Raw genomic sequence first — 20,636 nt, forward strand, 5'->3', positions numbered from 1 at the left:
GTTTTCTCCCTCTCCCTGTGGGAGAGGGCCGGGGTGAGGGCATCAGCGCGCACGTTTTCTCCACCACAGCAACCCCATCAGCACCACTCCCGGCAGCCAGACCCACAGCAACTCTGAAATGATCACCTGATGTCCGTACGGCGTGGTATAGCGCGACAGGGCAAACGGCGCGACTTTTATCACCTGCCACGGGGCAAAGAAGCGTTCATCTGACCACGGCCACAGCCAGCCGACCCCTTTTCCGCCGGTCGTCACGGAATCCAGCAGGCTGTGAGACAGCAGTGACACGGTCAGAAAAAGCCAGCAGCGCGTCAGAGGGGTTTTGAACCATCGTCGGCCAATCAGCACGCAAAGTATCGGCACCACAAAGGCAAACAGCAGGGAATGGGTAAAGCCGCGATGGCCGAAAACATTGCCGTAAGCGAAGCCGAACTTAAACGCCAGCACGTCGGCGTCCGGCAGCATGGCGAGGACAATTCCGGCAAATAACAGGCGGGGAGCGATGACTTTACTTCCCAGGCCTAAGCCCAGGCAAAGGGGAACAGCTGCGTGAGTGATAACGGTAGGCATTGCATTTATCCATGGCAAATCATGGAAATATAGCAGGGTAATGGCGGAAAATACGCTGAGCTATATTCTGATTTTACGCCGACTCGCGTGCGATAAGCTGCCCGGAGAGGGTGATGCGTTGCGTTTGCAGATCTGGCTCTTTCAGCTTACGGATAATCAGCCCTGCCGCCTGACGCCCGGTTTCATCGCTCGCTGAGGAGACATAGGTCAACGACGGTGAGGTAAGGTTAACGTGAAGCATATCTTCAAAACTGACCAGTGCGACCTGCTGCGTCAGGAACACATCTTTACCCACCGTACGCCCCACCTGGTGAATGCCTGAGATGGAGCCGAGCATGGCATCCGGGGAGTGGCAGAGCAGGGCGGTGATGGTGTTGTTCTTCTCAAGCAACTGGCGCGTTACCATCGCCGCCGCCTGGGTATCATCGGGGCAGGCGGGAGAATATTCGTCACGCCAGACCAGCCCGCTTTGCGTCATGGCACTGCGAAAACCGAGCAGACGTTGCTCGCGGAGAAGACAGCCGTCGCGCCCGCCAATGTAGGCAATATTGCGATGTCCGCGCTCGATAAGATAGCGCGCGGCCAGGTTCGCGGCCTGGCGGTTATCGCGCATGACCAGGTTACATTTTTCATCCAGCAACGACTGGGAAACGACCACCAACGGCAGCGGGCAGTGGCGAATGTGTTCCGGCAGCGTTGCGGTGCGGGTGTCGGACGCCAGATAGATGACACCCGCCACGCCCTGCTGCTTAAACGAGAGCAGGGTGCGTTCAAGATGCTCACGGTCATTCAGTGGCTGACCGAGAAACACCATATAGCCTTGCTTCTCCAGCTCCTGAACAATGCTCGCCATCACCTTGATGGAAAAGCTGTCGCTGAAGTCCCGCAGGATCAGGCCAATTAAATTAGAGGTGTTGGCGCGAAGGTTGGCAGCGGCGACGTTATGAACATAGCCCAGCGTCGTGATGGCGGCGTTGACCTTCCCGATCGTTGCCTCTGAGATTTTCCCTTTCTGGCGCAGCACCAGTGAAACGGTCGAGACCGAGACGCCCGCGTGCTTTGCGACATCAATAATGCTGACTTTCTTCAAAACCGCTCCCTGAAATTAACCGATTATCAGCCAGATAAAGTAATGCGTCCCCCAGCGTACAGGAGACGCATCACGCCGGCATCTTATTATTTGCCAATCATGGTGGACATGGTCTGGGCGATAAACTGTGCTCTGGCACCGAAAATCACCTGAATACCGTTGTCGCCAACGAAGACCACGCCGCGGGCGCCGAGTCCGTTCAGGCCGTCTTTATCCACTGCCTCGCTTTTCGCCACTTCCAGACGCAGGCGGGTAATGCAGGAGCCAACGGAATAAATATTCTGCGCGCCGCCCAGCAGGCTGATAATCTCTGTGGCAAGTTCGGAATCGGACTTGTCATTTGCATTGGCAGTGACATCGGTACGACCCGGGGTTTTGACGTCGAAGCGACGGATCACGAAGCGGAACGTAAAGTAGTAAATCAGCCCCATTGGAATGCCGATGATAATGGCATTCAGGAAGTTGGTCTTGTAACCGTTAAAGGACGGCAGGATCCCAAACGACAGGTAGTCGATAAAGCCCGCCGAGAACGATTTGGCAATATGCGCATGCAACAGGTACATGGTCATGTAGGCCAGGCCCGCCATGATGGCATTAAAGACGTAGAGAATCGGCGCCACGAAGATAAAGGTAAACTCTACCGGTTCGGTGATCCCCGTCAGGAAGCAGGTGAGCGCTGCCGAGAACAGAATACCGGCCGCAATCTTTTTGTTTTTCGTGTGGGCTTCGTGATACATCGCCAGGCACGCCGCAGGCAGCGCGAACAGCATCAGCGGGAATTCACCCTGCATGAATTTACCGGCGTTCTGGTAGGTGTCGCTGCTGAAGGATTTCACCCCTTCTTCCAGCATCTTGAACCAGATGGTCTGGTCGCCATGTATCACCTGGCCTGCCTGAGTTGTGTAATCCCCAAACGAATACCAGAACGACGGATACCAGATATGGTGCAGACCGAGGGGGATCAGCGCACGCTCCACCAGGCCGAAGATAAAGGTCGAGGCCGCCTGGTTATCGCCGTTAACAATCACCGAGAGTGCGTCGATACCGGCCTGAATATGCTGCCAGACGTACGGCAGCAACAGCCCCATCAGGAACGAGAGGAACGCGGTGGCGATCGCCACGAAGCGCTTACCGGAGAAGAAGCCAAGGAACTCCGGCAGCTGCATGGTGTGGAAGCGGTTAAAACACCAGGCCGCAAGGATACCGCAGATCAGGCCACCGAAGACGCCCATCTGCAGCGTTGGTATGCCGACCACCATGGCGTATTTCCCGCCCTGCGAGGCCATTTCCGGCGTGATGCTCAGCACGGTGCTGATGGTGATGTTGGTGACAAACACCGAGACCGCCGCAGAGAGCGCCGCAATACCGGACTCTGACGCCAGGCCCACGGCGGAGCCAATGGCGAACAGCATCGGCAGGTTGTCAAAAATCACCCCGCCCGCGTTCATCATCAGCGGCAGATGGAACTTGTCGCCGAAGGCCAGCAGCAGGCCCGCAGCGGGAAGCAGTGAAATTGGCAGCATTAAGGCGCGACCAATCATCGATAACTTAGACAGCGATTTAACAAACCCTGATATCAGACCCATGCTGATTTCCCCCGAGTAGCGCTTTTTTTGGGCGCTGTTATTGTAAGTAGAACGTTTTAGTAGAACGTTCTACTTATCGTGGAGAAAGCCTGAAAAACGCGCAACTGAATTCTCACCTTTCAACAGATGAAATAGTGATTATTTGAAGTTGATCGATAATTAACCGTGATGATTGTGGGGGGATGGTGAGAGAAATTGCCGGGTGCGGCTTCGCCTTACCCGGCCTACAAATGGAGACAGTACGTAGGCCCGGTAAGCGCAGCGCCACCGGGCATCAGACGGCTCAGGCCGTAACCGTCACGCTCTGTCCTTCAAAACTCACGGTCTGGCCCGCGACAATTTTGCAGCGCTTGCGGGTTTCCACCGCGCCGTCGACTTTTACCAGTCCATCGGCAATGGCGATTTTGGCCTGCGCACCGCTTTCGCTCCAGCCTTCCAGCTTCAGCAGATCGCACAGTTCTACGTGCGGGTGTTTACCTAATGAAAATGTCGCCATCTTACGCGTCCTCTACGTCGTGATACTCTTCGCATGCCTGCAACGTATTCTGAATCAGTGTTGCTACGGTCATTGGGCCTACGCCGCCCGGTACTGGCGTGATGTAAGAGGCGCGTGCCGCCGCATCTTCATATACTACGTCACCGACCACTTTGCCGTTTTCCAGACGGTTAATACCGACGTCCACGACAATTGCGCCTTCTTTGATCCACTCTCCAGGAATAAAGCCCGGCTTGCCAACCGCCACGATCAGCAGATCGGCGTTCTCGACGTGGTGTCGCAGGTTTTTGGTGAAGCGGTGGGTCACGGTGGTCGTGCAGCCAGCCAGCAGCAGCTCCATGCTCATCGGGCGGCCCACGATGTTGGACGCACCGATGACAACGGCGTTAAGACCGTAAGTGTCGATGTTATAGCGCTCCAGCAGCGTCACGATACCACGCGGGGTACATGGGCGCAGACGCGGCGCGCGCTGGCACAGACGACCCACGTTGTACGGATGGAAACCGTCAACGTCTTTATCCGGAGCGATACGCTCCAGCACCTTCACGTTGTCGATGCCTGCTGGCAGCGGCAATTGAACCAGAATACCGTCGATCTCTTTATCGGCGTTCAGGGTGTCAATCAGTTCCAGCAGTTCCGCTTCGCTGGTGGTTTCAGGCAAATCGTAAGAGCGGGAGACGAACCCCACCTCTTCACACGCTTTGCGCTTGCTACCGACATAAATCTGCGATGCCGGGTTGCTACCAACCAGCACAACGGCGAGCCCGGGAGCGCGTTTTCCGGCAACTTTACGCGCCTTCACTTTTTCCGCGACCTCAGAGCGCACCTGCTGCGCAATCGTTTTACCGTCAATTATCTTTGCTGCCATCAGAGAGATGATTCCGTCTGTAACGTTTGAAAGGGGGGATTGCCTGTATTTTGTCAGAAGCGAGCGCCGCTGTCAGTCACCCTTTACGCGTTTTTATCAGCGAGACGCAAAAACCCTTCTTAGTGGGTGGTCAATTTCTTAGACAGTATTAGGATGTGACCTGGCGAAATGGCAGCGTTTTGACATATTTAAAAACCTATTCCTGCGCTACTTTGTCTCCTCCGAAATAAGCTTTCAATTAATCAATTGAACGTATTTCTTATTCCCGATTTTCGCGGGAAGGGTTATTTACATTTTAAAGGAATAGACATGAAACTCAGCAACATTGCTTCTACTGTTATTGCTACACTGGCCCTGGTCGCGGGTGCCGCTCATGCTGAAGATCCAGCCACGCCGGTAACCGTAAATGGCGGTACCGTGCATTTTAAAGGTGAACTGGTTAATGCTGCTTGTTCAGTAAATACTGATTCTTCCGAGCAGACCGTTAATCTCGGTCAGTATCGTACCGCGAAATTCACCAAAGTGGGCGACACCACCTCTAATATTCCATTCAACATTGAGCTGAATGACTGCGATCCGCTGGTCGCTAAAACCGCTGCGGTTGCCTTCACCGGTCAGATCGACCCAACCGACAAAACCCTGCTGGCCGTGACGTCCGGTAACAACGACAACACCGCAAAAGGCGTGGGTATCGAGATCCTCGACAGCAAATCCAGCGTGCTGACCCCAGACGGTGCGACCTTCTCTGCCGCTCAGACGCTGATTGAAGGGACTAACACCCTGAAATTCACCGCGCGTTATAAATCAACGGCTGCGACCACTGAGCCTGGCCAGGCGAACGCTGACGCCACCTTCGTAATGAAATACGAATAATTCCCTCGCACAAGGATGTTCAGGCCTCAGGGATGAGGCCGTCATACGCAAATGCCAGGAATGAAGGATGACAAGGACTGGAACACTACTGCTGTTAACCCTTGCGATGGCTGGCCCGGCATCGGCACATACCGTGGTGATCGACGGTGGCAAAGTGCATCTTCGCGGGGAGTTGGTAAACGGCGGCTGCGCCGTGGCACCCGACAGCCAGAATATGCGCATCGACATGGGGCAGTACCGAACCAATTCATTTTCCGGTGTGGGCAGTTTCTCAACGGTTAACGTGCCCTTCACCGTGCGACTGCTGGATTGCAGCGTGGATGTCTCGCGCACCGTAGGGATCCAGTTTCAGGGTGTTACACCAGAGGAAGATCCGCAGGTTTTTCTGGCGACATCGCGGCCAGGCGAAACACCTGTCAGTAGCGGCGTGGGGCTGGCGCTTTTTGATGAACAGCAGCGTCAGATTATCCCAAATGCGACGGCCGTTAGCTGGTTGCCGGTGAATACCAGCGAGCTCGCATTTCATTTTAGCGCCCGCTATCGCGCTATTTCCGAACACCTCGTGCCAGGCAATATTCAGTCGGATGTCTGGTTTACGTTGATTTATCCATAACACCTGCGAACACATTATTAAAGGTACGGTTTTGATGAATATGCTAATTAAACCAGGACTGATGTTATCGTTTATTTTAATGATGGTTTCTACTTGCGCGAATGCTTCCGGCGGTATTGCGCTGGGGGCCACACGCGTTATTTACCCGGCGGATGCGAAGCAAACGTCGCTGGCGATCACCAACAGCAATAAACAAGAACGCTATTTAATTAACGCGTGGATCGAAAATGCAAACGGGCAGAAGGAGAAAACCTTTGCCGTCACGCCGCCGCTGTTTGTTAGCGAGCCGGACAGTGAAAACACGCTGCGTATTATTTACGCCGGGCCAGCGCTGCCCGCCGATCGCGAGTCGCTCTTTTACATGAACGTGAAGGCGATCCCGTCAGTGAACAAAGCAAAAACAGAAAACAATAACGTGCTGCAGCTGGCAATCCTTTCGCGTATCAAACTGTTTGTACGCCCGAATAATCTGGCGATGCAGCCAGAAGAGGCACTCTCTCAACTGCGTTTTGAGCGCGTTGGTAACCATCTCAAGGTCAGCAATGCGTCTCCTTACTACATCACCCTGGTCAACCTGAAGCTGGGCGGTCAGACGCTGGAGAACCTGATGGTGGCACCGAAAAACTCGGCTCAGCAGGTGCTGCCAGCCGGTGCCAGCGGTACGCTCTCATGGCAGAGCGTGAACGACTACGGTGCCATTACACCGGCGCGTAGCGTCAACCTGTGAGTAGAGACAGGGCGATGAAAAACCATCAGGGACGTTACTGCCCGGTTGCGCTGGCGCTGATGGCCGCGCTCTGGCCCCAGGCTGGCTGGAGCGAAAGCTACTTCAACCCGGCCTTCTTGTCTGACGATACTGCCAGCGTGGCGGATTTGTCGCGTTTTGAACAAGGACACCAGCAGGCACCCGGCGTTTATCGCGTGGATATCTGGCGTAACGATGAGTTTATCGGCACTCAGGACGTGCGTTTTGAGCAGGCTGAGAATACGCCACCGGTGGCGGGCGGTCTGACCCCGTGCATTACGCGCGCGATGCTCGATCGCTTTGGCGTCAACGTTGCGGCGTTTCCCGAACTGGCTAACGTGCAGGGCGAAACCTGCGTTCCGTTGACCACGGCCATTCCCGGCAGCGAAACGGTATTTAACTTTGCCTCACAGCGTCTGAACGTCAGCCTGCCGCAGGTGGCGATGCAAAACAGTGCGCGCGGCTACATCCCGCCCGAACAGTGGGATGAAGGTATTCCCGCCGCCCTGGTGAACTACAGCTTCACGGGCAACCGGGGAAGCGAAGACGACAGCTACTATCTCAACCTGCAGAGCGGGCTGAACTATGGTGCCTGGCGTTTACGTAACAACGGCGCATGGCGTTACACCCAGAATAACGGGCAGCGGCACAGTGAGTGGGAGAATATTGGCACCTGGGCGCAGCGCACCGTTATCCCGCTCAAAAGCGAACTGGTGCTGGGCGACAGCAATACCGGGAATGATGTTTTCGACAGCGTCGGTTTTCGCGGCGGACGACTCTATTCGTCCGACAGCATGTACCCGGACAGCCTGCAGGGCTACGCCCCGACCGTGCGCGGTATTGCCAGGACGCCAGCCAAAGTTGTGGTGCGTCAAAACGGCTACGTTATCTATCAAAGCTACGTTCAGCCTGGTGCCTTTGCCATCACCGATCTTAACCCGACCTCCTCAAGCGGTGACCTGGAGGTGACGGTGGAAGAGAAAGACGGCAGCCAGCAGCGCTACACCGTGCCGTATTCCACCGTCCCGCTGCTGCAGCGAGAAGGGCGCTGGAAATACGATCTCGTGGCGGGGGACTATCGCAGCGGTAACAGCGACCAGGATACGCCGTTCTTCACCCAGGGCACCCTGGTGACCGGTCTTGCCAACGGCTTTACCCTGTATGGCGGTACGCAGCTGGCGTCACGCTATACCGCGCTGGCCGTCGGGGCCGGGAAAAACCTCGGTGACTGGGGCGCGGTATCGGTCGATATCACTCATGCCCGCAGCCAGCTCGCGGACGACAGCAAGCACGAAGGGCAGTCGCTGCGTTTTCTTTATGCCAAATCGCTCAACGGCTTCGGCACCAACTTCCAACTGCTGGGCTACCGCTACTCCACGAAAGGGTTTTACACCCTGGATGATGTCGCCTGGCGCTCAATGGAGGGCTATCAGTATGCCGATAATCAGGACGGTAACGATGTGCCTGACGTACAGAGTTATCACAACCTGACGTGGAACAAAAAAGGCCGCTTTCAGCTCAACGTCTCTCAGTCACTGGGGGATTACGGCTCGGTCTATATTTCCGGGAGTGAGCAAACCTACTGGGGGACGGACGAAACGAACCTCTGGTATCAGCTGGGTTACGCGGGGGGCGTGAAGGGGATCAACTATTCCGTCTCGTGGTCGTGGAACAAATCCGTCGGTATCGACGGGACTGACCGGATCGCGTCGTTCAACTTCTCCGTGCCGTTTAGCTTGTTTACCCGTCAGGGCTATCGCCGGGACAGCGCGATTGACCGCGCCTACGCCACGGCATCCGCCAGCCGAAACAGTGAGGGTGATACCAGCTGGCAAACCGGCGTCAGCGGCACGCTGCTGGAGGACCGCAACCTGAACTACAGCGTGACCCAGGGACACGCCAGCACCAACGGCTCAAGCGGAAGCGCCAGCGCCAACTGGCAGGCAACCTACGGCACGCTGGGGGTGGGCTACAACTATTCCCGCGATCAGCACGATTTCAACTGGCAGCTCTCCGGCGGGGTGGTCGGCCATGCTGATGGCGTGACCTTTAGCCAGCCGCTGGGCGACACCAACGTGCTGATCAAAGCCCCGGGGGCATCAGGCGTCAGCGTGGAAAACCAGACCGGCGTGAAGACCGACTGGCGCGGCTATGCGGTGATGCCGTATGCCACCGTCTATCGCTATAACCGCGTGGCGCTGGATACCAATACCATGAGCAACAACACCGATATCGAAAATAACGTGAGCAGCGTGGTGCCGACCAAAGGCGCACTGGTGCGCGCCAGCTTTGACACCCGTATTGGCGTGCGTGCCCTGCTGACCGTCACACGTGGTAACCAGCCCGTGCCGTTCGGCGCCGTGGTGCGTGAAACCCAGAGTGGCGTGACCAGCATGGTGGGGGATGACGGGCAAATTTACCTGAGTGGGCTGCCGCTCGAAGGCGAACTGCTGATCCAGTGGGGGAACGGGGCACAGTCCCAGTGCCGTGCGCCTTACAGCTTGCCTGAAAAGAGCCTGCAACAGGCAATCACACTTAAGGGGATCCGCTGTGATTAAAATCCACATTTTTGCTTTATCACTTCTGGCTTTACTGCCCGCGTCACACGCACTGGCGACCGTGTGCGTCAACGAAAATGGCGTGCCGACAGAGGTGTACTACGACCTGACGGATAAATTCAACAGCTCGAATAACCAGGTGGGTCAGATTGTGACCCTCAGCGAAAAATCGCAATGGGTGGGGGTGAATGCCGTCTGCCCGAAGGGCACGACCGGCAATACCACCAGACGCAGTTACGTCACCGATTACCCGATCACCGGGACCAGCGATCGCTACCAGTATCTGAAGCTTAACGACTATCTGGATGGGGCCATGAAAATCACGGACAGCTATGCTGGCGAGTTTTACCCCCCGCAAAACTATATCCAGATGGGGAGCCATCCGAACGTCTCAAAAAACAAACCGTTTGGCGTTAAGGATTCCAACCTGGTTTTCCGTCTTAAGGTGACCCGGCGTTTTATCAACATGGTGGTGATCCCGCGTGCCACGATGTTCCGTGTTTACGTGACTACGACCGCCTCTGACCCGTTAACCACGCCGGTCTATACCATCAGCTACAGCGGAACCATTCAGGTACCGCAAAGCTGCGCAATCAATGCCGGTAATGTGGTTGAGTTTGATTTCGGGGACATTGGCGCCTCCTTGTTCAGCAAAGCGGGCGCGGGTAACAAGCCGGAAGGGGTTTCATCGCAGAGTAAAACCATCGCGATTAAATGCACCAACGTCGAGGCGAATGCCATGCTGACGATGCGCGTTGAGGCTGAAAAGATCTCCAGTAATGCACTGGTATCGGATAACCCGGATGTGGGGTTCATCATTGCCAACGAGAGTGGTACGCCGTTAACGCCTAACAACCTGACGAGCAAAATTCCATTCCGTCTGGACGACAGCGCGCAGGCGCAGGTGGGGATCCGGGTCTGGCCAGTGAGCGTGACGGGCAATAAGCCCGCGGAAGGGCGCTTTACCTCGCGCGGGTATTTGCGTGTGGATTACGACTAAGGAGCCGATATGCGAAACGGGATCCGTTTTATCACCGTAGCGCTCTTTGCGCTTTGCACACAGGCTCAGGCGGAAACCGCGTTGGGCGAAATTAACATTCAGCTCTACGGCAATATCGTCGATTTTACCTGCGTAGCCGAGGGGAACGACAGTGACAAAACCGTCACGCTGGGCACCTGGCCCACGAAGCAGCTCAGCACTACCGGGAGCCGCACGCAGCCCATGCCTTTTACGCTGAAACTGACCGGCTGTCCGCCAGGGGCCGCGTCCATTACGTTTTCCGGTAAAGCTGACGGGAGCAACAACGGGTTGCTGGCACTGAACGACGCCAGCACGGCAAGCCGCGTCGCCGTCGAGATCAGGGATGCGGATAAATCGCGTCTGGATCTCCAGCAGGCCAGCCAGCCGGTCACGGTCGATGCGCAGGGGAATGCGACACTGTCATTTTATGCCAATTATATTGCTACTGCCGATAACCCTCAGCCCGGAAAGGCTGATGCTGATGCGACCTTCATGATTAATTATAATTAGCACTGACCGCACTCCCTGCAGCTCAGATAAACTGCAGGGAGTGAATTCAGGTTATAGCAGTTCGTGTGCTTTAGCGTAATCAATTAATTCCACGATGCTTTGCACCCCCAGCTTGGAATAAATATTGGATTTGTGCGCACTAATGGTCTTGTTGCTTAATAGCAATTGCTCCGCAATTTCCTTATTGGACAGCCCATTCGCCAGATAACGTAATACCGTAACCTCGCGATTCGATAACGGCATATCTGCCAGCTCTCCCTTTCCCGACCCCATATGGTTTATAAAATTCAGCGTCTCCGACGGGAAAAAAGAATAGCCCATCAGGATCATCTCTACGGCGTTGTAGATCTCACCCAAATCTTTTCGTTTACTGACAAAGCCGTTGGCCCCGGCGCGAATGGCACGTCCGGCGTAAAACAGTTCTGATTTAGATGATAAGAAAAGAACCTTAATCTCTTTATTTAAGTTTTTGATTCTCTTAAGTAAAGCAAAGGCATCTGTGCCCGTAAGTTCAATGTCAAGGATCACCAAATCGATAGGGTGATTGCGGATGCAGTCAAGAACTTCATGGCTATCGCCAGACTTAAGCTTGACGATGATATTCTTATTTTTCTGTAGCAGGACTTCTATCGACATTCTGACGATAGGATGTTCGTCCATAATGATAACGGATGCCGGTTTCATTTTTAATGCCTCAGATTGTTAAAAGCGTTATGTAGAGTTTTGTAAAACTCTCGAAATGCCGGAAGGATATAATGAGCAGATCCCTATACCGTAGTATTTCCCTGGAAAGAGCGAAAGCATCCCTGTTTACGTAATGAAAAGAACTCTGCCTCAGCGCGGTCGTCTCATTTGGCTGGTGTTGGCAAAAAGGTTTTTCTTATTCAATTTTGATACGCATCTTATTATACAGGGTAAGTTTTTTCCGAAAACCCTGTAAATTACGTTCCGCTTATTGGTTTGTATTATCTTCTGGATCTGAATGGCCTCCTTTTTAAATTTAGCGGAATTATCCTGGTATCCCATTTACCGCATCTTTTCATCTTTATGTAATAACAAAAAATAACAGATGTCTCTTTATGTTGCGAAAATGTTAATAAAATGGCGTCTCGATTTCAGGCAGGATCTTGAGAAGATGAGGCGAAAAAATGCCCTCTCAGGGCCTCAGACCTTCATCTGAAAGTCCTTAAGCGATATCAACGTCGCTCCATCATCGTACAGGAGAACGTGCTGCCAGCTTCGCTTCCCGCTCCTGGTGCGTAAAGGGAAGCTGCTTGTTTTTACATCATTATCATCTCGTTAACGCCTTCTGCATTCACTTAACGGATGGAGGAAAGTGCTGCAGTTGATTCAATCTGTGACATTTCACATGGTTCAAGGCCATAAATTAGGAATAGTTATAAAATCGACTTTATTGTTAATATTTAACATTAAATTAACATAATGGGTAAGTAAATTCTTAAAGCGCTTTAGGAAATAAGGGGTTAGGACGTAAGTTAAAACGAGCAGTCTGAGAGGTTATTAAGAAGGTGTAACAATTCCTGGCGATGGCTCAGCCCGAGCTTCATCAGGATGCAGCTGAGGCGGTAGATAATGCGGCTATAGGGACGATTCTGCAGAAGGGCAATCTGTCGCAACGTCTTGCCACGGGCAAGCTCCTGCAAAATGGGCCATTCGTTGCGCGAGAACCAGTCTCTATCGGAGCCCTGAAGGGGGCGGGGTTCCATCAGGCTGTGCTGAAGCCCTGCTGCGTTCATCTGACGTTCGAGCACATGAAAAGGACCTGCCGCTTTGCAGAAGAGACGCGCGTCATAATTATCAGCCCGGATCAGCAGCCACGGCGTCAGGAAGGGGGGATACAGGCTATGTCTTCTTAACTGATCCAGTTGATCAATCAGCCCCGTGGAACGGCTTTCAATATCCACTACCAGACGGGCCGAGGGCCATTGGCTCTGCGCACCCAGCGCATCGTCCAGCGACGTGAAGTCGCAACAGCTGCTTAGCGGAAACTGCCCATTGAGAAAACCGGAGCGCAAAAAATTGTCCTCCGTTACCAGGATGATAAACGGGGCATCGGTTTTTCGGGGCTGGTTGATGGACTGGCTCAAAAACTCGAGTCGGTCGAAAAAGGGGGGGGCAAAAGGTGAGTGCGTAAATCCCAGTGCATCACTTCCTGTACGCCGCCGCCGGTAACGGCGCACTGTCATTCGCATGGCCTCCCTCCTGGAAATGGCGTGTTAATCCTCCGGCCATGTCCAGGACGGCCAGTAATATCCCTGGCCGAGATCGGCACCTGCCTGCAGTGCCCAGATACGATCGCGTTCAGTCTCAATACCTTCGATGAGTACGCTTCCGGCCAGCTGAAAGCAAAGTGAAACCAGTTTCCTCAGTGCAGGTGTGGCGCGTAAACGCCAGAATGCGTTCTTATCGATTTTGATGCCGTTCAACGGTAATCGACAAAATAAAAACGGCTGAATGATAGTTTCGTCGATATCATCCAGCCAGATAGTGTGTCCCTGTTCCTGAAGTTGCCGCAGGTTGTTAACGACGCTCTGCTTCTGTGCGGCGGAGATCGCCAGAAAGAGAGGGAGGTCGACAATCTCAATATTCAGCGGCGCGGTTTTCATATTGATGAGCCGCACAAAAGGCGCAGGTGCTGTCAACACGGTTATCGGCAGATTAATAAAAAGATTATTGCCGTGCGGGGTATTTTTTAATGCGGCCAGCTGCGCTTCAAGCAGCGTCAAAGACGCGTCTACCGACTGATGGCGGAAGAAGTCCTCGCTATGCTCGGTGTCGGACAAGACGCTCAGGACCTCCACGCCGACCCGGCGCCGGGCGTTGAGGGCGACGATAGGCTCCAGTTTGATGCCGACGATGTCCTGAGAAATAGACTGTAATCGGGGGGGTGTATCGAACGGGTTTTGCGCTGTCACTCCATTGTCCTGTTGTCTGTCAGCCTCCAGGCGGCCGGGATACCTCGCTCTAGTGTGACGAGCTGACGTTCAGGAAAACAGCAGGCGTTACTTAAATGCAACTAAGCCTTTTCGCAGCGCTAAATTTTAAGGTGAAACAGCGAGAAATGTTGAGAAAATAGCCGTATTTACAATCGGCTAGCGGTAATTGCCTCTGCAAGCGGAAAAGGCATTGACTCACCTGCCATTGACCGTATAATTCTTCGCGTTTCACCGCCGCGAAGTTCACTCTTCTCAGTGCGCCCTTAGCTCAGTTGGATAGAGCAACGGCCTTCTAAGCCGTAGGTCGTAGGTTCGAATCCTACAGGGCGTGCCATTAAGTTTCAGATGTTAACGCCTCTTCCTCTTCTCACTATTCCCCTTAGATCTGCAACGAGCTCTATTATTTTCCCTTTTCAGATAAATAACCGCTTAATAAATAGAAGCCTAATTAAAATCCATTCGGGCTGGTCTTAATGTTTTCTTAATCTTTAATTAATCCATTTTTTAAATCTGGATTTTTATCACTTCACTCCCCGCAAAAAAGAAATTTTACACTTTTACGCTTAAACTGGATTGATACTAATTATCATTAGCGTTTTTGTATGCTTTAATCCTGTCCCACAACGCTATGCGTCATTATTCCCGTTGCTCTATTAAGGATATGTTCATGAATTCTCGCCTGCTGTCCTGCTTCTCGCTTGCCTTGTTGTCATCATCGCTTTTCCTTTCCACACAATCCGTTGCCGCTGATAACAGCGAAGGCATTGTGGTATACAACGCGCAGCATGAAAACCTGGTGAAGTCGTGGGTTGACGGTTTTACCAAAGAGACCGGCATTAAGGTCACGCTGCGTAACGGCGATGACAGCGAGCTGGGTAACCAGCTGGTTCAGGAAGGCAGCGCATCACCTGCAGACGTATTTCTGACGGAAAACTCGCCGTCCATGGTTCTGGTGGATAACGCCAACCTGTTTGCCCCGCTGGATGCAGACACCCTGAAGCAGGTACCGGCAGAGTACCGCCCGGCGCATGGCCGCTGGATCGGCATTGCCGCCCGCAGCACCGTATTCGTCTATAACCCGGCAAAACTGAGCGAAGAGCAGCTACCTAAGTCGCTGATGGACCTGGCCAAACCCGAGTGGAAAGGCCGCTGGGCTGCATCACCGTCAGGCGCGGATTTCCAGGCCATCGTGAGCGCAATGCTGGCGCTTAAAGGCGAAAAAGCCACGCTGGAATGGCTGAAGGCGATGAAAGCGAATTTCGTTGCCTATAAAGGCAACAGCACCGTGATGAAAGCCGTCAACGCCGGCCAGATTGATGGCGGGGTGATTTATCACTACTACCGTTTTGTCGATCAGTCCAAAACGGGTGAGAACAGCAAAAACACCAAACTCTACTACTTCAAACACCAGGATCCGGGCGCGTTCGTCAGCCTTTCCGGTGGTGGCGTTCTGGCGTCCAGCAAACACAAAGCGCAGGCCCAGGCGTTCATCAAATACATTACCGGTAAAGAGGGCCAGGAAAGCCTGCGCACCAACAATGCCTTTGAATATGCGGTGGGCGTGAACGCGGCCTCTAACCCGAAACTGGTCCCGCTGAACGATCTGGATGCACCGAAAGTTGAACCTTCAACGCTCAACAGTAAAAAAGTTATCGAGCTGATGACGCAAGCCGGTCTGCTGTGATCCTGAGAGTGAAGTGAAGGTCTTATGTCTGGTCTGAGTCTCGACCTCGGCAAAAACAGCGTGCGGGAGCCTGGCCGCAGGCGTCCTGCACTGCCGATGGTAGCGTTAGCTGTCCTTTTTTCTTTACTGGCACTTCTGCCCCTGGGTTTTATCATTGCCATAGGCGTTGAGACGGGCTGGGAAACGATTAGGGCGCTGCTATTTCGCCCACGTGTTGCTGAACTGCTCAGTAACACGCTGTGGCTGACGGCGCTGGCGGTACCGCTGTGTATCGTGACGGGCGTGGCGATTGCCTGGCTTACGGAGCGCACGCAGCTTGCCGGGCGAGGGATCTGGTCCGCACTGGCGGTCGCCCCACTGGCGATCCCCGCGTTTGTGCAAAGCTATGCCTGGGTGAGCGTGGTTCCCTCGATGCATGGCCTTTCCGCGGGCGTGTTCCTCTCCGTTTTAGCTTACTATCCGTTTATTTATATGCCGGTTGCGGCGGTGCTGCGTCGTCTTGACCCAACGCTGGAAGATGTGGCCGCCTCGCTCGGCACCCCGCCGTGGCGGGTCTTTTTCCGCGTGGTGCTGCCGCAGCTAAAACTGGCTATCTGCGGCGGCGCGCTGCTGGTGGCGCTGCACCTGCTGGCGGAATACGGTCTGTACGTGATGATCCGTTTTGATACCTTCACAACGGCCATCTATGACCAGTTTCAGTCCACCTTCAGCGGCCCGGCAGCGAACATGCTGGCGGGCGTATTGGCCTTATGCTGCCTGGCGATCTTAGTGCTGGAAGGCGTGACGCGCGGGAAAGCGCGCTATGCACGCATTGGCGCTGGCGCGGCACGTGAACAGAAACGCTGGCCGCTGAAGCCTGCGGCGGCTGCGCTGGGACAGCTGTTTTTCCTCGCGCTGGTCATGCTGGCGCTGGGCGTGCCGTTACTTGTCCTGTGCCGCTGGATTTGGCTCGGCGGCGTGCAAAACTGGATGAACGCCGATCTCTGGCACTCCCTGCGCCAGACGCTGATGCTCGGCGTGGGCGGAGCGCTCCTGACTACGGCCTGCGTGATCCCCATCGCGTGGCTTGGGATCCGCTACCCGCACCGTATTTTCCGGATGCTGGAAGGGTGCATCTACATCACCAGTTCGCTGCCGGGCATTGTCACCGCGCTGGCGCTGGTCACGGTCACTATTCATTACGCTCGCCCCATTTATCAGACGGAAATCACCCTGTTCCTGGCCTATCTGCTGATGTTTATGCCCCGCGCGCTCATTAACCTGCGGGCAGGGATTGCCCAGGCGCCGGTGGAGCTGGAAAACGTGGCGCGCAGCCTGGGCAGCACGCCTGCGAAAGCGCTCTGGAGCGTTACCCTGCGGCTGGCCGCACCGGGCGCTGCGGCAGGCGCCGCGCTGGTATTCCTTGGCGTCAGCAACGAATTGACCGCCACGCTGCTGCTCTCGCCGCTGGGAACCCGCACGCTCTCCACCGGATTCTGGGCGCTGACCAGTGAAATTGATTATGTGGCCGCCGCGCCCTACGCGATGCTGATGATCCTGATCTCACTCCCGCTGACCGCCATTCTCTATATGCAGTCGAAAAAAATTGCAGGGCTATGACATGCTTGAATTAACCACCATTTCAAAATCGTTTTCGGACGTGCAGGTGCTCGACAGCTTAAACCTGAGCGTTGCGCCGGGGAGCCGCACGGCGATTGTCGGCCCCTCCGGGTCGGGGAAAACCACGCTGCTGCGTATTCTCGCCGGGTTTGAGACGCCGGATACCGGCCGCATCGTCATGCAGGGAAAAACGCTGTTTGATGAAAATCATGTTGTTCCTGCTCACCTGCGCGGGATCGGTTTTGTGCCTCAGGAGGGCGCGCTGTTCCCCCATCTCAACGTGGCAGATAACATTGCCTGGGGGCTGGACGGTACCCGCCACGAGAAGCGCCAGCGCGTTGAGGTGCTGATGGAGATGGTCTCTCTCGACAGGCAGCTCGCGACGCACTGGCCCCATGAGATTTCCGGCGGACAGCAGCAGCGCGTGGCGCTTGCCCGTGCGCTGGCTCAGCGTCCTTCGCTGATGCTGCTGGATGAACCGTTCTCGGCGCTGGATACCGGTTTGCGCGCCATGACGCGTAAAGCAACGGCCGATCTGCTGGCGGAAGCGGGCGTGGCCTCAATTCTGGTCACCCACGATCAGAACGAAGCGTTGTCTTTTGCCACGCAGGTTGCCGTGATGCGTTCTGGCCGCTTCACGCAGGTGGGAACGCCTTATGACGTCTATACCCGTCCCGTTGACGAAGAGACGGCGCTGTTTCTTGGCGATGCCGTGATCCTGCCTGCTCAGCTCGCTGGCGGTTACGCCGTGTGTGCACTGGGCGAGGTGCCCACGGACAATCCGCATGCAACAGGAGAGGGCCGGGTAATGATGCGTCCTGAACAATTGCGCGTGACGGCATGTGCGCCTCATGAAAGCCCGGTCTCCATTCTTGATGTCGACTTCACCGGTCAGCTGTCTACGCTGACGCTGGGATTAGCCGGGCATGAACAGCCCGTTATCCTCAGGACCGTCAGTCAGCCGGGCTGGCACCCGGGCGCGGCGGTACGCATTGATGTGACGGGCACTGCGCGCGTTTTATAATCATAACCACCCCAAAACGGGGTGGTTGTTCCCCATCGTCCTCATTACCTCCCTTCATGAACGCGTGACGCTTGCCAATGCATAGATAATGCGTATAGTTCTCATTTGCATTGCAGTTAATACATTCTAAGGCCCGACAACGGGTCATTTTTTCGCGCACTTTCAAATGAGTTAACGATGGACAACACCAAAATACACAAAACGCTGCTGGCGCTCGCCATTGGGGCGGTGACACATTCCGTCCAGGCGGCGGATGATAAAAAAGAAGATACGCTTGTTGTGCAGGCTGCACCTGCCAGTGACTTTAAACCCGGCGGCGACCAGCTGGTCCCGGCCTTTCTTGACGGGCAAGTGGCGAACGGCGGGCGCATGGGGATGCTGGGCCAGCAGAACGCCATGGACGTGCCGTTTAACATCATCAGCTACACCTCGAAGCTGGTGGAAGATCAGCAGGCGAAAACCATCGCTGACGTGGTCGCCAACGATGCGGGCGTGCAGTACGTTCAGGGATACGGTAACAGCGCGGAGACCTACCGCATTCGTGGCCTGAAGTTTGACGGCGACGACATGACGTTTGGCGGGCTGTCCGGGGTACTGCCGCGTCAGGTGGTGGATGCGCAGATGGTTGACCGTATTGAGATCTTCAAAGGCGCCAACGCGCTGATGAACGGTGCGGCAAGCTCTGGCGTGGGCGGGATGATCAATCTTGAGCCGAAACATGCGGGCGATACCCCGCAGGCAAAAGTGGGCGTGGATTACACCTCAGATTCGCAGTTTGGCACCACGCTGGATGCAGGCCGTCGCTTTGGTGACAGCGACCAGTTCGGTGCGCGCGTGAACCTGGTCCACCGTGAAGGGGAAACCGGCGTACCGAACGACCGTCGCCGCACCACGCTGCTCTCTACCGGTCTCGATTACAACGGCGACAACGTCCGCACCTCGCTGGACCTGGGCTATCAGAAGAAAACCTTCCACGGCAGCCCGACCAGCGTCAACATCTCGGCGGTGGATTTCGTGCCTGAACCGCCGAAAAACGATCGTAACTTCTCGCAGAAGTGGGCCTACAGCAATATCGAAAACGAATTTGGGATGTGGCGCAGCGAATACGACATCACCGATAACTGGACCGCCTATACCGGCCTGGGCGCGCAGCACGCGCACGAAGAAGGGATCTACAGCGCGCCGAAGCTGCTGGACAAAAGCGGCAAAGCCACGGTCAGCCGTCTGGATACTAACCGCATTAGCGATTCCGTTAGCGGGATGGCGGGCATTCGCGGGAATTTCAATACCGGCTTTGTGTCGCACAAGGTGAACGTTGGGTACTCGGCGACGACCAAAAACGAAAAAATCGCGTGGAAAATGTCTGCGACGAAGGATAACCCGACCACCAACATCTACCACAACACCGGCGTTGATATGCCGGACAGCTCCAACTTCAATGGATCAGGTGGCAAATACAGCGATCCGCTAACCAGCGGGCGCACCCGTACTCAGGGCTGGCTGCTGAGCGATACGCTGGGCGTCCTGGACGACAAGCTGCTGTTCACCGCGGGGGCGCGTCATCAGAAAGTGGTCATCCGCGGGTATAACAAAATTACCGGTGCGGAAAACGACGCGGACGGATTCGACGGTAGCCGCTGGATGCCAACCTACGGCGTGGTTTATAAACCGTGGGAGCAGATTTCCCTTTACGCCAACCACACCGAAGCGCTGCAGCCGGGAAAAACCGCGCCGGACACCGCCACCAACTACGGCCAAAGTACCGGTATTGTTCACTCTAAACAGAATGAAGTCGGCTTGAAGGCAGACTTTGGACGCGTGGGCGGCTCTCTGGCGCTGTTTGAGATCAAAATGCCATCGGCGATCCTCGACGATGACAATCACTACGGCCTGGACGCTGAACAGCGTAACCGTGGCGTAGAGCTCAACGTTTTTGGCGAGCCCATGCTCGGGATGCGCCTGAACGCCAGCGCCACCTGGCTGCAGGCCGAGCTGACCAAAACCAAAAACGGCGTGAATCAAGGCAACGATGCGATTGGCGTGCCGAACTTCTATGCCGTGCTGGGGGCAGAGTACGACATCAAGCCAGTTGACGGCCTGACCGCCACCGCACGCGTGAACCACTCGGGCACGCAGTATGCCGATCTCGCGAACAGCAAAAAGCTGGACAGCTATACCACGCTGGATCTGGGCATGCGCTACCGCTTCGCGCTGAACCACAATGCAAACCAGATGACCGTGCGCGCAGGCATCGACAACGTGACCAATGAAAACTACTGGGCCAGCGTGGACGATTCCGGTACCTACATCACTCAGGGCGAACCGCGAACCTTTAAGGTCTCGGTGGGCTACGAGTTCTAAGCGTTCCACCTCGTTATCCGGGGCAGGGACGCCCCAATCCCGCCGTTATCCTGTTATAAAATTGTAACAAAAGCTTCTTAC

General features: G+C 55.1%; 18 protein-coding genes and 1 tRNA gene. 11 read left to right on the forward strand and 8 right to left on the reverse strand.

Annotation, left to right across the window (positions count from 1 at the left end):
- Positions 1-42 precede the first annotated feature (42 nt).
- The 5 genes from L977_RS22140 to folD all read right to left on the reverse strand — a co-directional run bounded on the left by L977_RS22140 (position 43) and on the right by folD (position 4,610).
- The gene (locus L977_RS22140) at positions 43-570 is read right to left on the reverse strand and encodes a metal-dependent hydrolase (RefSeq protein WP_047626949.1); all 528 of its coding nucleotides are present in this window, start codon (positions 568-570) and stop codon (positions 43-45) included.
- A gap of 73 nt (positions 571-643) precedes the next feature.
- Positions 644-1,660 carry a Mal regulon transcriptional regulator MalI gene (gene malI / locus L977_RS22145; RefSeq protein ID WP_047626950.1) on the reverse strand — a complete coding sequence of 339 codons (1,017 nt, stop codon included), beginning with the start codon at positions 1,658-1,660 and terminating at the stop codon, positions 644-646.
- Positions 1,661-1,746: 86 nt separating this feature from the next.
- Positions 1,747-3,246, reverse strand: a complete 1,500-nt coding sequence (locus L977_RS22150; protein ID WP_047626951.1) for a PTS transporter subunit EIIC — start codon at positions 3,244-3,246, stop codon at positions 1,747-1,749.
- A 283-nt stretch (positions 3,247-3,529) separates the two neighbouring features.
- Positions 3,530-3,742: a ribosome-associated protein YbcJ gene (gene ybcJ, locus L977_RS22155; RefSeq protein WP_004143016.1), complete on the reverse strand. Its 213-nt coding sequence runs from the start codon at positions 3,740-3,742 to the stop codon at positions 3,530-3,532.
- A gap of 1 nt (position 3,743) precedes the next feature.
- Positions 3,744-4,610: a bifunctional methylenetetrahydrofolate dehydrogenase/methenyltetrahydrofolate cyclohydrolase FolD gene (gene folD / locus L977_RS22160; RefSeq protein WP_014882841.1), complete on the reverse strand. Its 867-nt coding sequence runs from the start codon at positions 4,608-4,610 to the stop codon at positions 3,744-3,746.
- 309 nt (positions 4,611-4,919) lie between these two features.
- Between folD and fimA the strand changes: the two genes are divergently transcribed.
- The 6 genes from fimA to sfmF all read left to right on the forward strand — a co-directional run bounded on the left by fimA (position 4,920) and on the right by sfmF (position 10,930).
- Positions 4,920-5,483 carry a type 1 fimbrial major subunit FimA gene (gene fimA / locus L977_RS22165; RefSeq protein WP_014882842.1) on the forward strand — a complete coding sequence of 188 codons (564 nt, stop codon included), beginning with the start codon at positions 4,920-4,922 and terminating at the stop codon, positions 5,481-5,483.
- 67 nt (positions 5,484-5,550) lie between these two features.
- Positions 5,551-6,096, forward strand: coding sequence for a type 1 fimbrial protein subunit FimI (gene fimI, locus L977_RS22170; protein ID WP_014882843.1), 546 nt, complete (start codon positions 5,551-5,553; stop codon positions 6,094-6,096).
- 34 nt (positions 6,097-6,130) lie between these two features.
- A complete protein-coding gene (gene fimC / locus L977_RS22175; RefSeq protein WP_014882844.1) occupies positions 6,131-6,823 on the forward strand; it encodes a type 1 fimbria chaperone FimC in 693 nt (230 codons plus the stop codon).
- 14 nt (positions 6,824-6,837) lie between these two features.
- Entirely contained in the window at positions 6,838-9,399 is a 2,562-nt protein-coding gene (locus L977_RS22180; protein ID WP_047626952.1) for a fimbrial biogenesis usher protein, read from the forward strand.
- A complete protein-coding gene (gene fimH, locus L977_RS22185) occupies positions 9,392-10,399 on the forward strand; it encodes a type 1 fimbria D-mannose specific adhesin FimH (RefSeq protein ID WP_047626953.1) in 1,008 nt (335 codons plus the stop codon). The genes L977_RS22180 and fimH overlap by 8 nt, the downstream gene beginning before the upstream one ends.
- Positions 10,400-10,408: 9 nt before the next feature.
- Positions 10,409-10,930: a fimbria assembly protein gene (gene sfmF / locus L977_RS22190; RefSeq protein WP_014882847.1), complete on the forward strand. Its 522-nt coding sequence runs from the start codon at positions 10,409-10,411 to the stop codon at positions 10,928-10,930.
- 51 nt (positions 10,931-10,981) lie between these two features.
- Here the strand turns inward: sfmF and fimZ are convergent, their stop codons facing one another.
- From fimZ to L977_RS22205, 3 genes are all read right to left on the reverse strand, one after another.
- A complete protein-coding gene (gene fimZ / locus L977_RS22195; protein ID WP_023332276.1) occupies positions 10,982-11,614 on the reverse strand; it encodes a fimbria biosynthesis transcriptional regulator FimZ in 633 nt (210 codons plus the stop codon).
- An 812-nt stretch (positions 11,615-12,426) separates the two neighbouring features.
- Entirely contained in the window at positions 12,427-13,143 is a 717-nt protein-coding gene (locus L977_RS22200; protein WP_014882850.1) for a helix-turn-helix transcriptional regulator, read from the reverse strand.
- A 24-nt stretch (positions 13,144-13,167) separates the two neighbouring features.
- Positions 13,168-13,866: an EAL domain-containing protein gene (locus L977_RS22205; RefSeq protein WP_032637272.1), complete on the reverse strand. Its 699-nt coding sequence runs from the start codon at positions 13,864-13,866 to the stop codon at positions 13,168-13,170.
- A 278-nt stretch (positions 13,867-14,144) separates the two neighbouring features.
- Here L977_RS22205 and L977_RS22210 point away from each other — a divergent pair.
- The 5 genes from L977_RS22210 (at position 14,145) to L977_RS22230 (ending at position 20,555) form a co-directional block, all read left to right on the forward strand.
- Positions 14,145-14,221: transfer RNA gene (locus L977_RS22210), tRNA-Arg, on the forward strand.
- A gap of 333 nt (positions 14,222-14,554) precedes the next feature.
- On the forward strand, positions 14,555-15,571 hold the full coding sequence (locus L977_RS22215; protein ID WP_047626954.1) for an iron ABC transporter substrate-binding protein: 1,017 nt from the start codon (positions 14,555-14,557) through the stop codon (positions 15,569-15,571).
- A gap of 24 nt (positions 15,572-15,595) precedes the next feature.
- Complete coding sequence (locus L977_RS22220) at positions 15,596-17,170, forward strand: ABC transporter permease (RefSeq protein ID WP_047626955.1); 1,575 nt, start codon at positions 15,596-15,598, stop codon at positions 17,168-17,170.
- Position 17,171: 1 nt separating this feature from the next.
- Positions 17,172-18,194 (forward strand): ABC transporter ATP-binding protein, encoded by a 1,023-nt coding sequence (locus L977_RS22225; protein ID WP_047626956.1) that lies wholly within the window; start codon positions 17,172-17,174, stop codon positions 18,192-18,194.
- Between the two features lie 177 nt (positions 18,195-18,371).
- The gene (locus tag L977_RS22230) at positions 18,372-20,555 is read left to right on the forward strand and encodes a TonB-dependent receptor (RefSeq protein WP_047626957.1); all 2,184 of its coding nucleotides are present in this window, start codon (positions 18,372-18,374) and stop codon (positions 20,553-20,555) included.
- Positions 20,556-20,636: the final 81 nt, after the last annotated feature.

The organism is Enterobacter sp. ZOR0014 (assembly GCF_000798855.1).
Lineage (GTDB): Bacteria > Pseudomonadota > Gammaproteobacteria > Enterobacterales > Enterobacteriaceae > Enterobacter > Enterobacter kobei.

What these genes read in the sequence shown, in the direction of transcription:
- L977_RS22140 (WP_047626949.1), bottom strand. Translation starts at nt 570, where the DNA reads ATGCCTACCGTTATCACTCACGCAGCTGTTCCCCTTTGCCTGGGCTTA.
- L977_RS22150 (WP_047626951.1), bottom strand. Translation starts at nt 3,246, where the DNA reads ATGGGTCTGATATCAGGGTTTGTTAAATCGCTGTCTAAGTTATCGATG.
- ybcJ (WP_004143016.1), bottom strand. Translation starts at nt 3,742, where the DNA reads ATGGCGACATTTTCATTAGGTAAACACCCGCACGTAGAACTGTGCGAT.
- folD (WP_014882841.1), bottom strand. Translation starts at nt 4,610, where the DNA reads ATGGCAGCAAAGATAATTGACGGTAAAACGATTGCGCAGCAGGTGCGC.
- fimA (WP_014882842.1), top strand. Translation starts at nt 4,920, where the DNA reads ATGAAACTCAGCAACATTGCTTCTACTGTTATTGCTACACTGGCCCTG.
- fimI (WP_014882843.1), top strand. Translation starts at nt 5,551, where the DNA reads ATGACAAGGACTGGAACACTACTGCTGTTAACCCTTGCGATGGCTGGC.
- fimC (WP_014882844.1), top strand. Translation starts at nt 6,131, where the DNA reads ATGAATATGCTAATTAAACCAGGACTGATGTTATCGTTTATTTTAATG.
- L977_RS22180 (WP_047626952.1), top strand. Translation starts at nt 6,838, where the DNA reads ATGAAAAACCATCAGGGACGTTACTGCCCGGTTGCGCTGGCGCTGATG.
- sfmF (WP_014882847.1), top strand. Translation starts at nt 10,409, where the DNA reads ATGCGAAACGGGATCCGTTTTATCACCGTAGCGCTCTTTGCGCTTTGC.
- fimZ (WP_023332276.1), bottom strand. Translation starts at nt 11,614, where the DNA reads ATGAAACCGGCATCCGTTATCATTATGGACGAACATCCTATCGTCAGA.
- L977_RS22200 (WP_014882850.1), bottom strand. Translation starts at nt 13,143, where the DNA reads ATGCGAATGACAGTGCGCCGTTACCGGCGGCGGCGTACAGGAAGTGAT.
- L977_RS22215 (WP_047626954.1), top strand. Translation starts at nt 14,555, where the DNA reads ATGAATTCTCGCCTGCTGTCCTGCTTCTCGCTTGCCTTGTTGTCATCA.
- L977_RS22220 (WP_047626955.1), top strand. Translation starts at nt 15,596, where the DNA reads ATGTCTGGTCTGAGTCTCGACCTCGGCAAAAACAGCGTGCGGGAGCCT.
- L977_RS22225 (WP_047626956.1), top strand. Translation starts at nt 17,172, where the DNA reads ATGCTTGAATTAACCACCATTTCAAAATCGTTTTCGGACGTGCAGGTG.
- L977_RS22230 (WP_047626957.1), top strand. Translation starts at nt 18,372, where the DNA reads ATGGACAACACCAAAATACACAAAACGCTGCTGGCGCTCGCCATTGGG.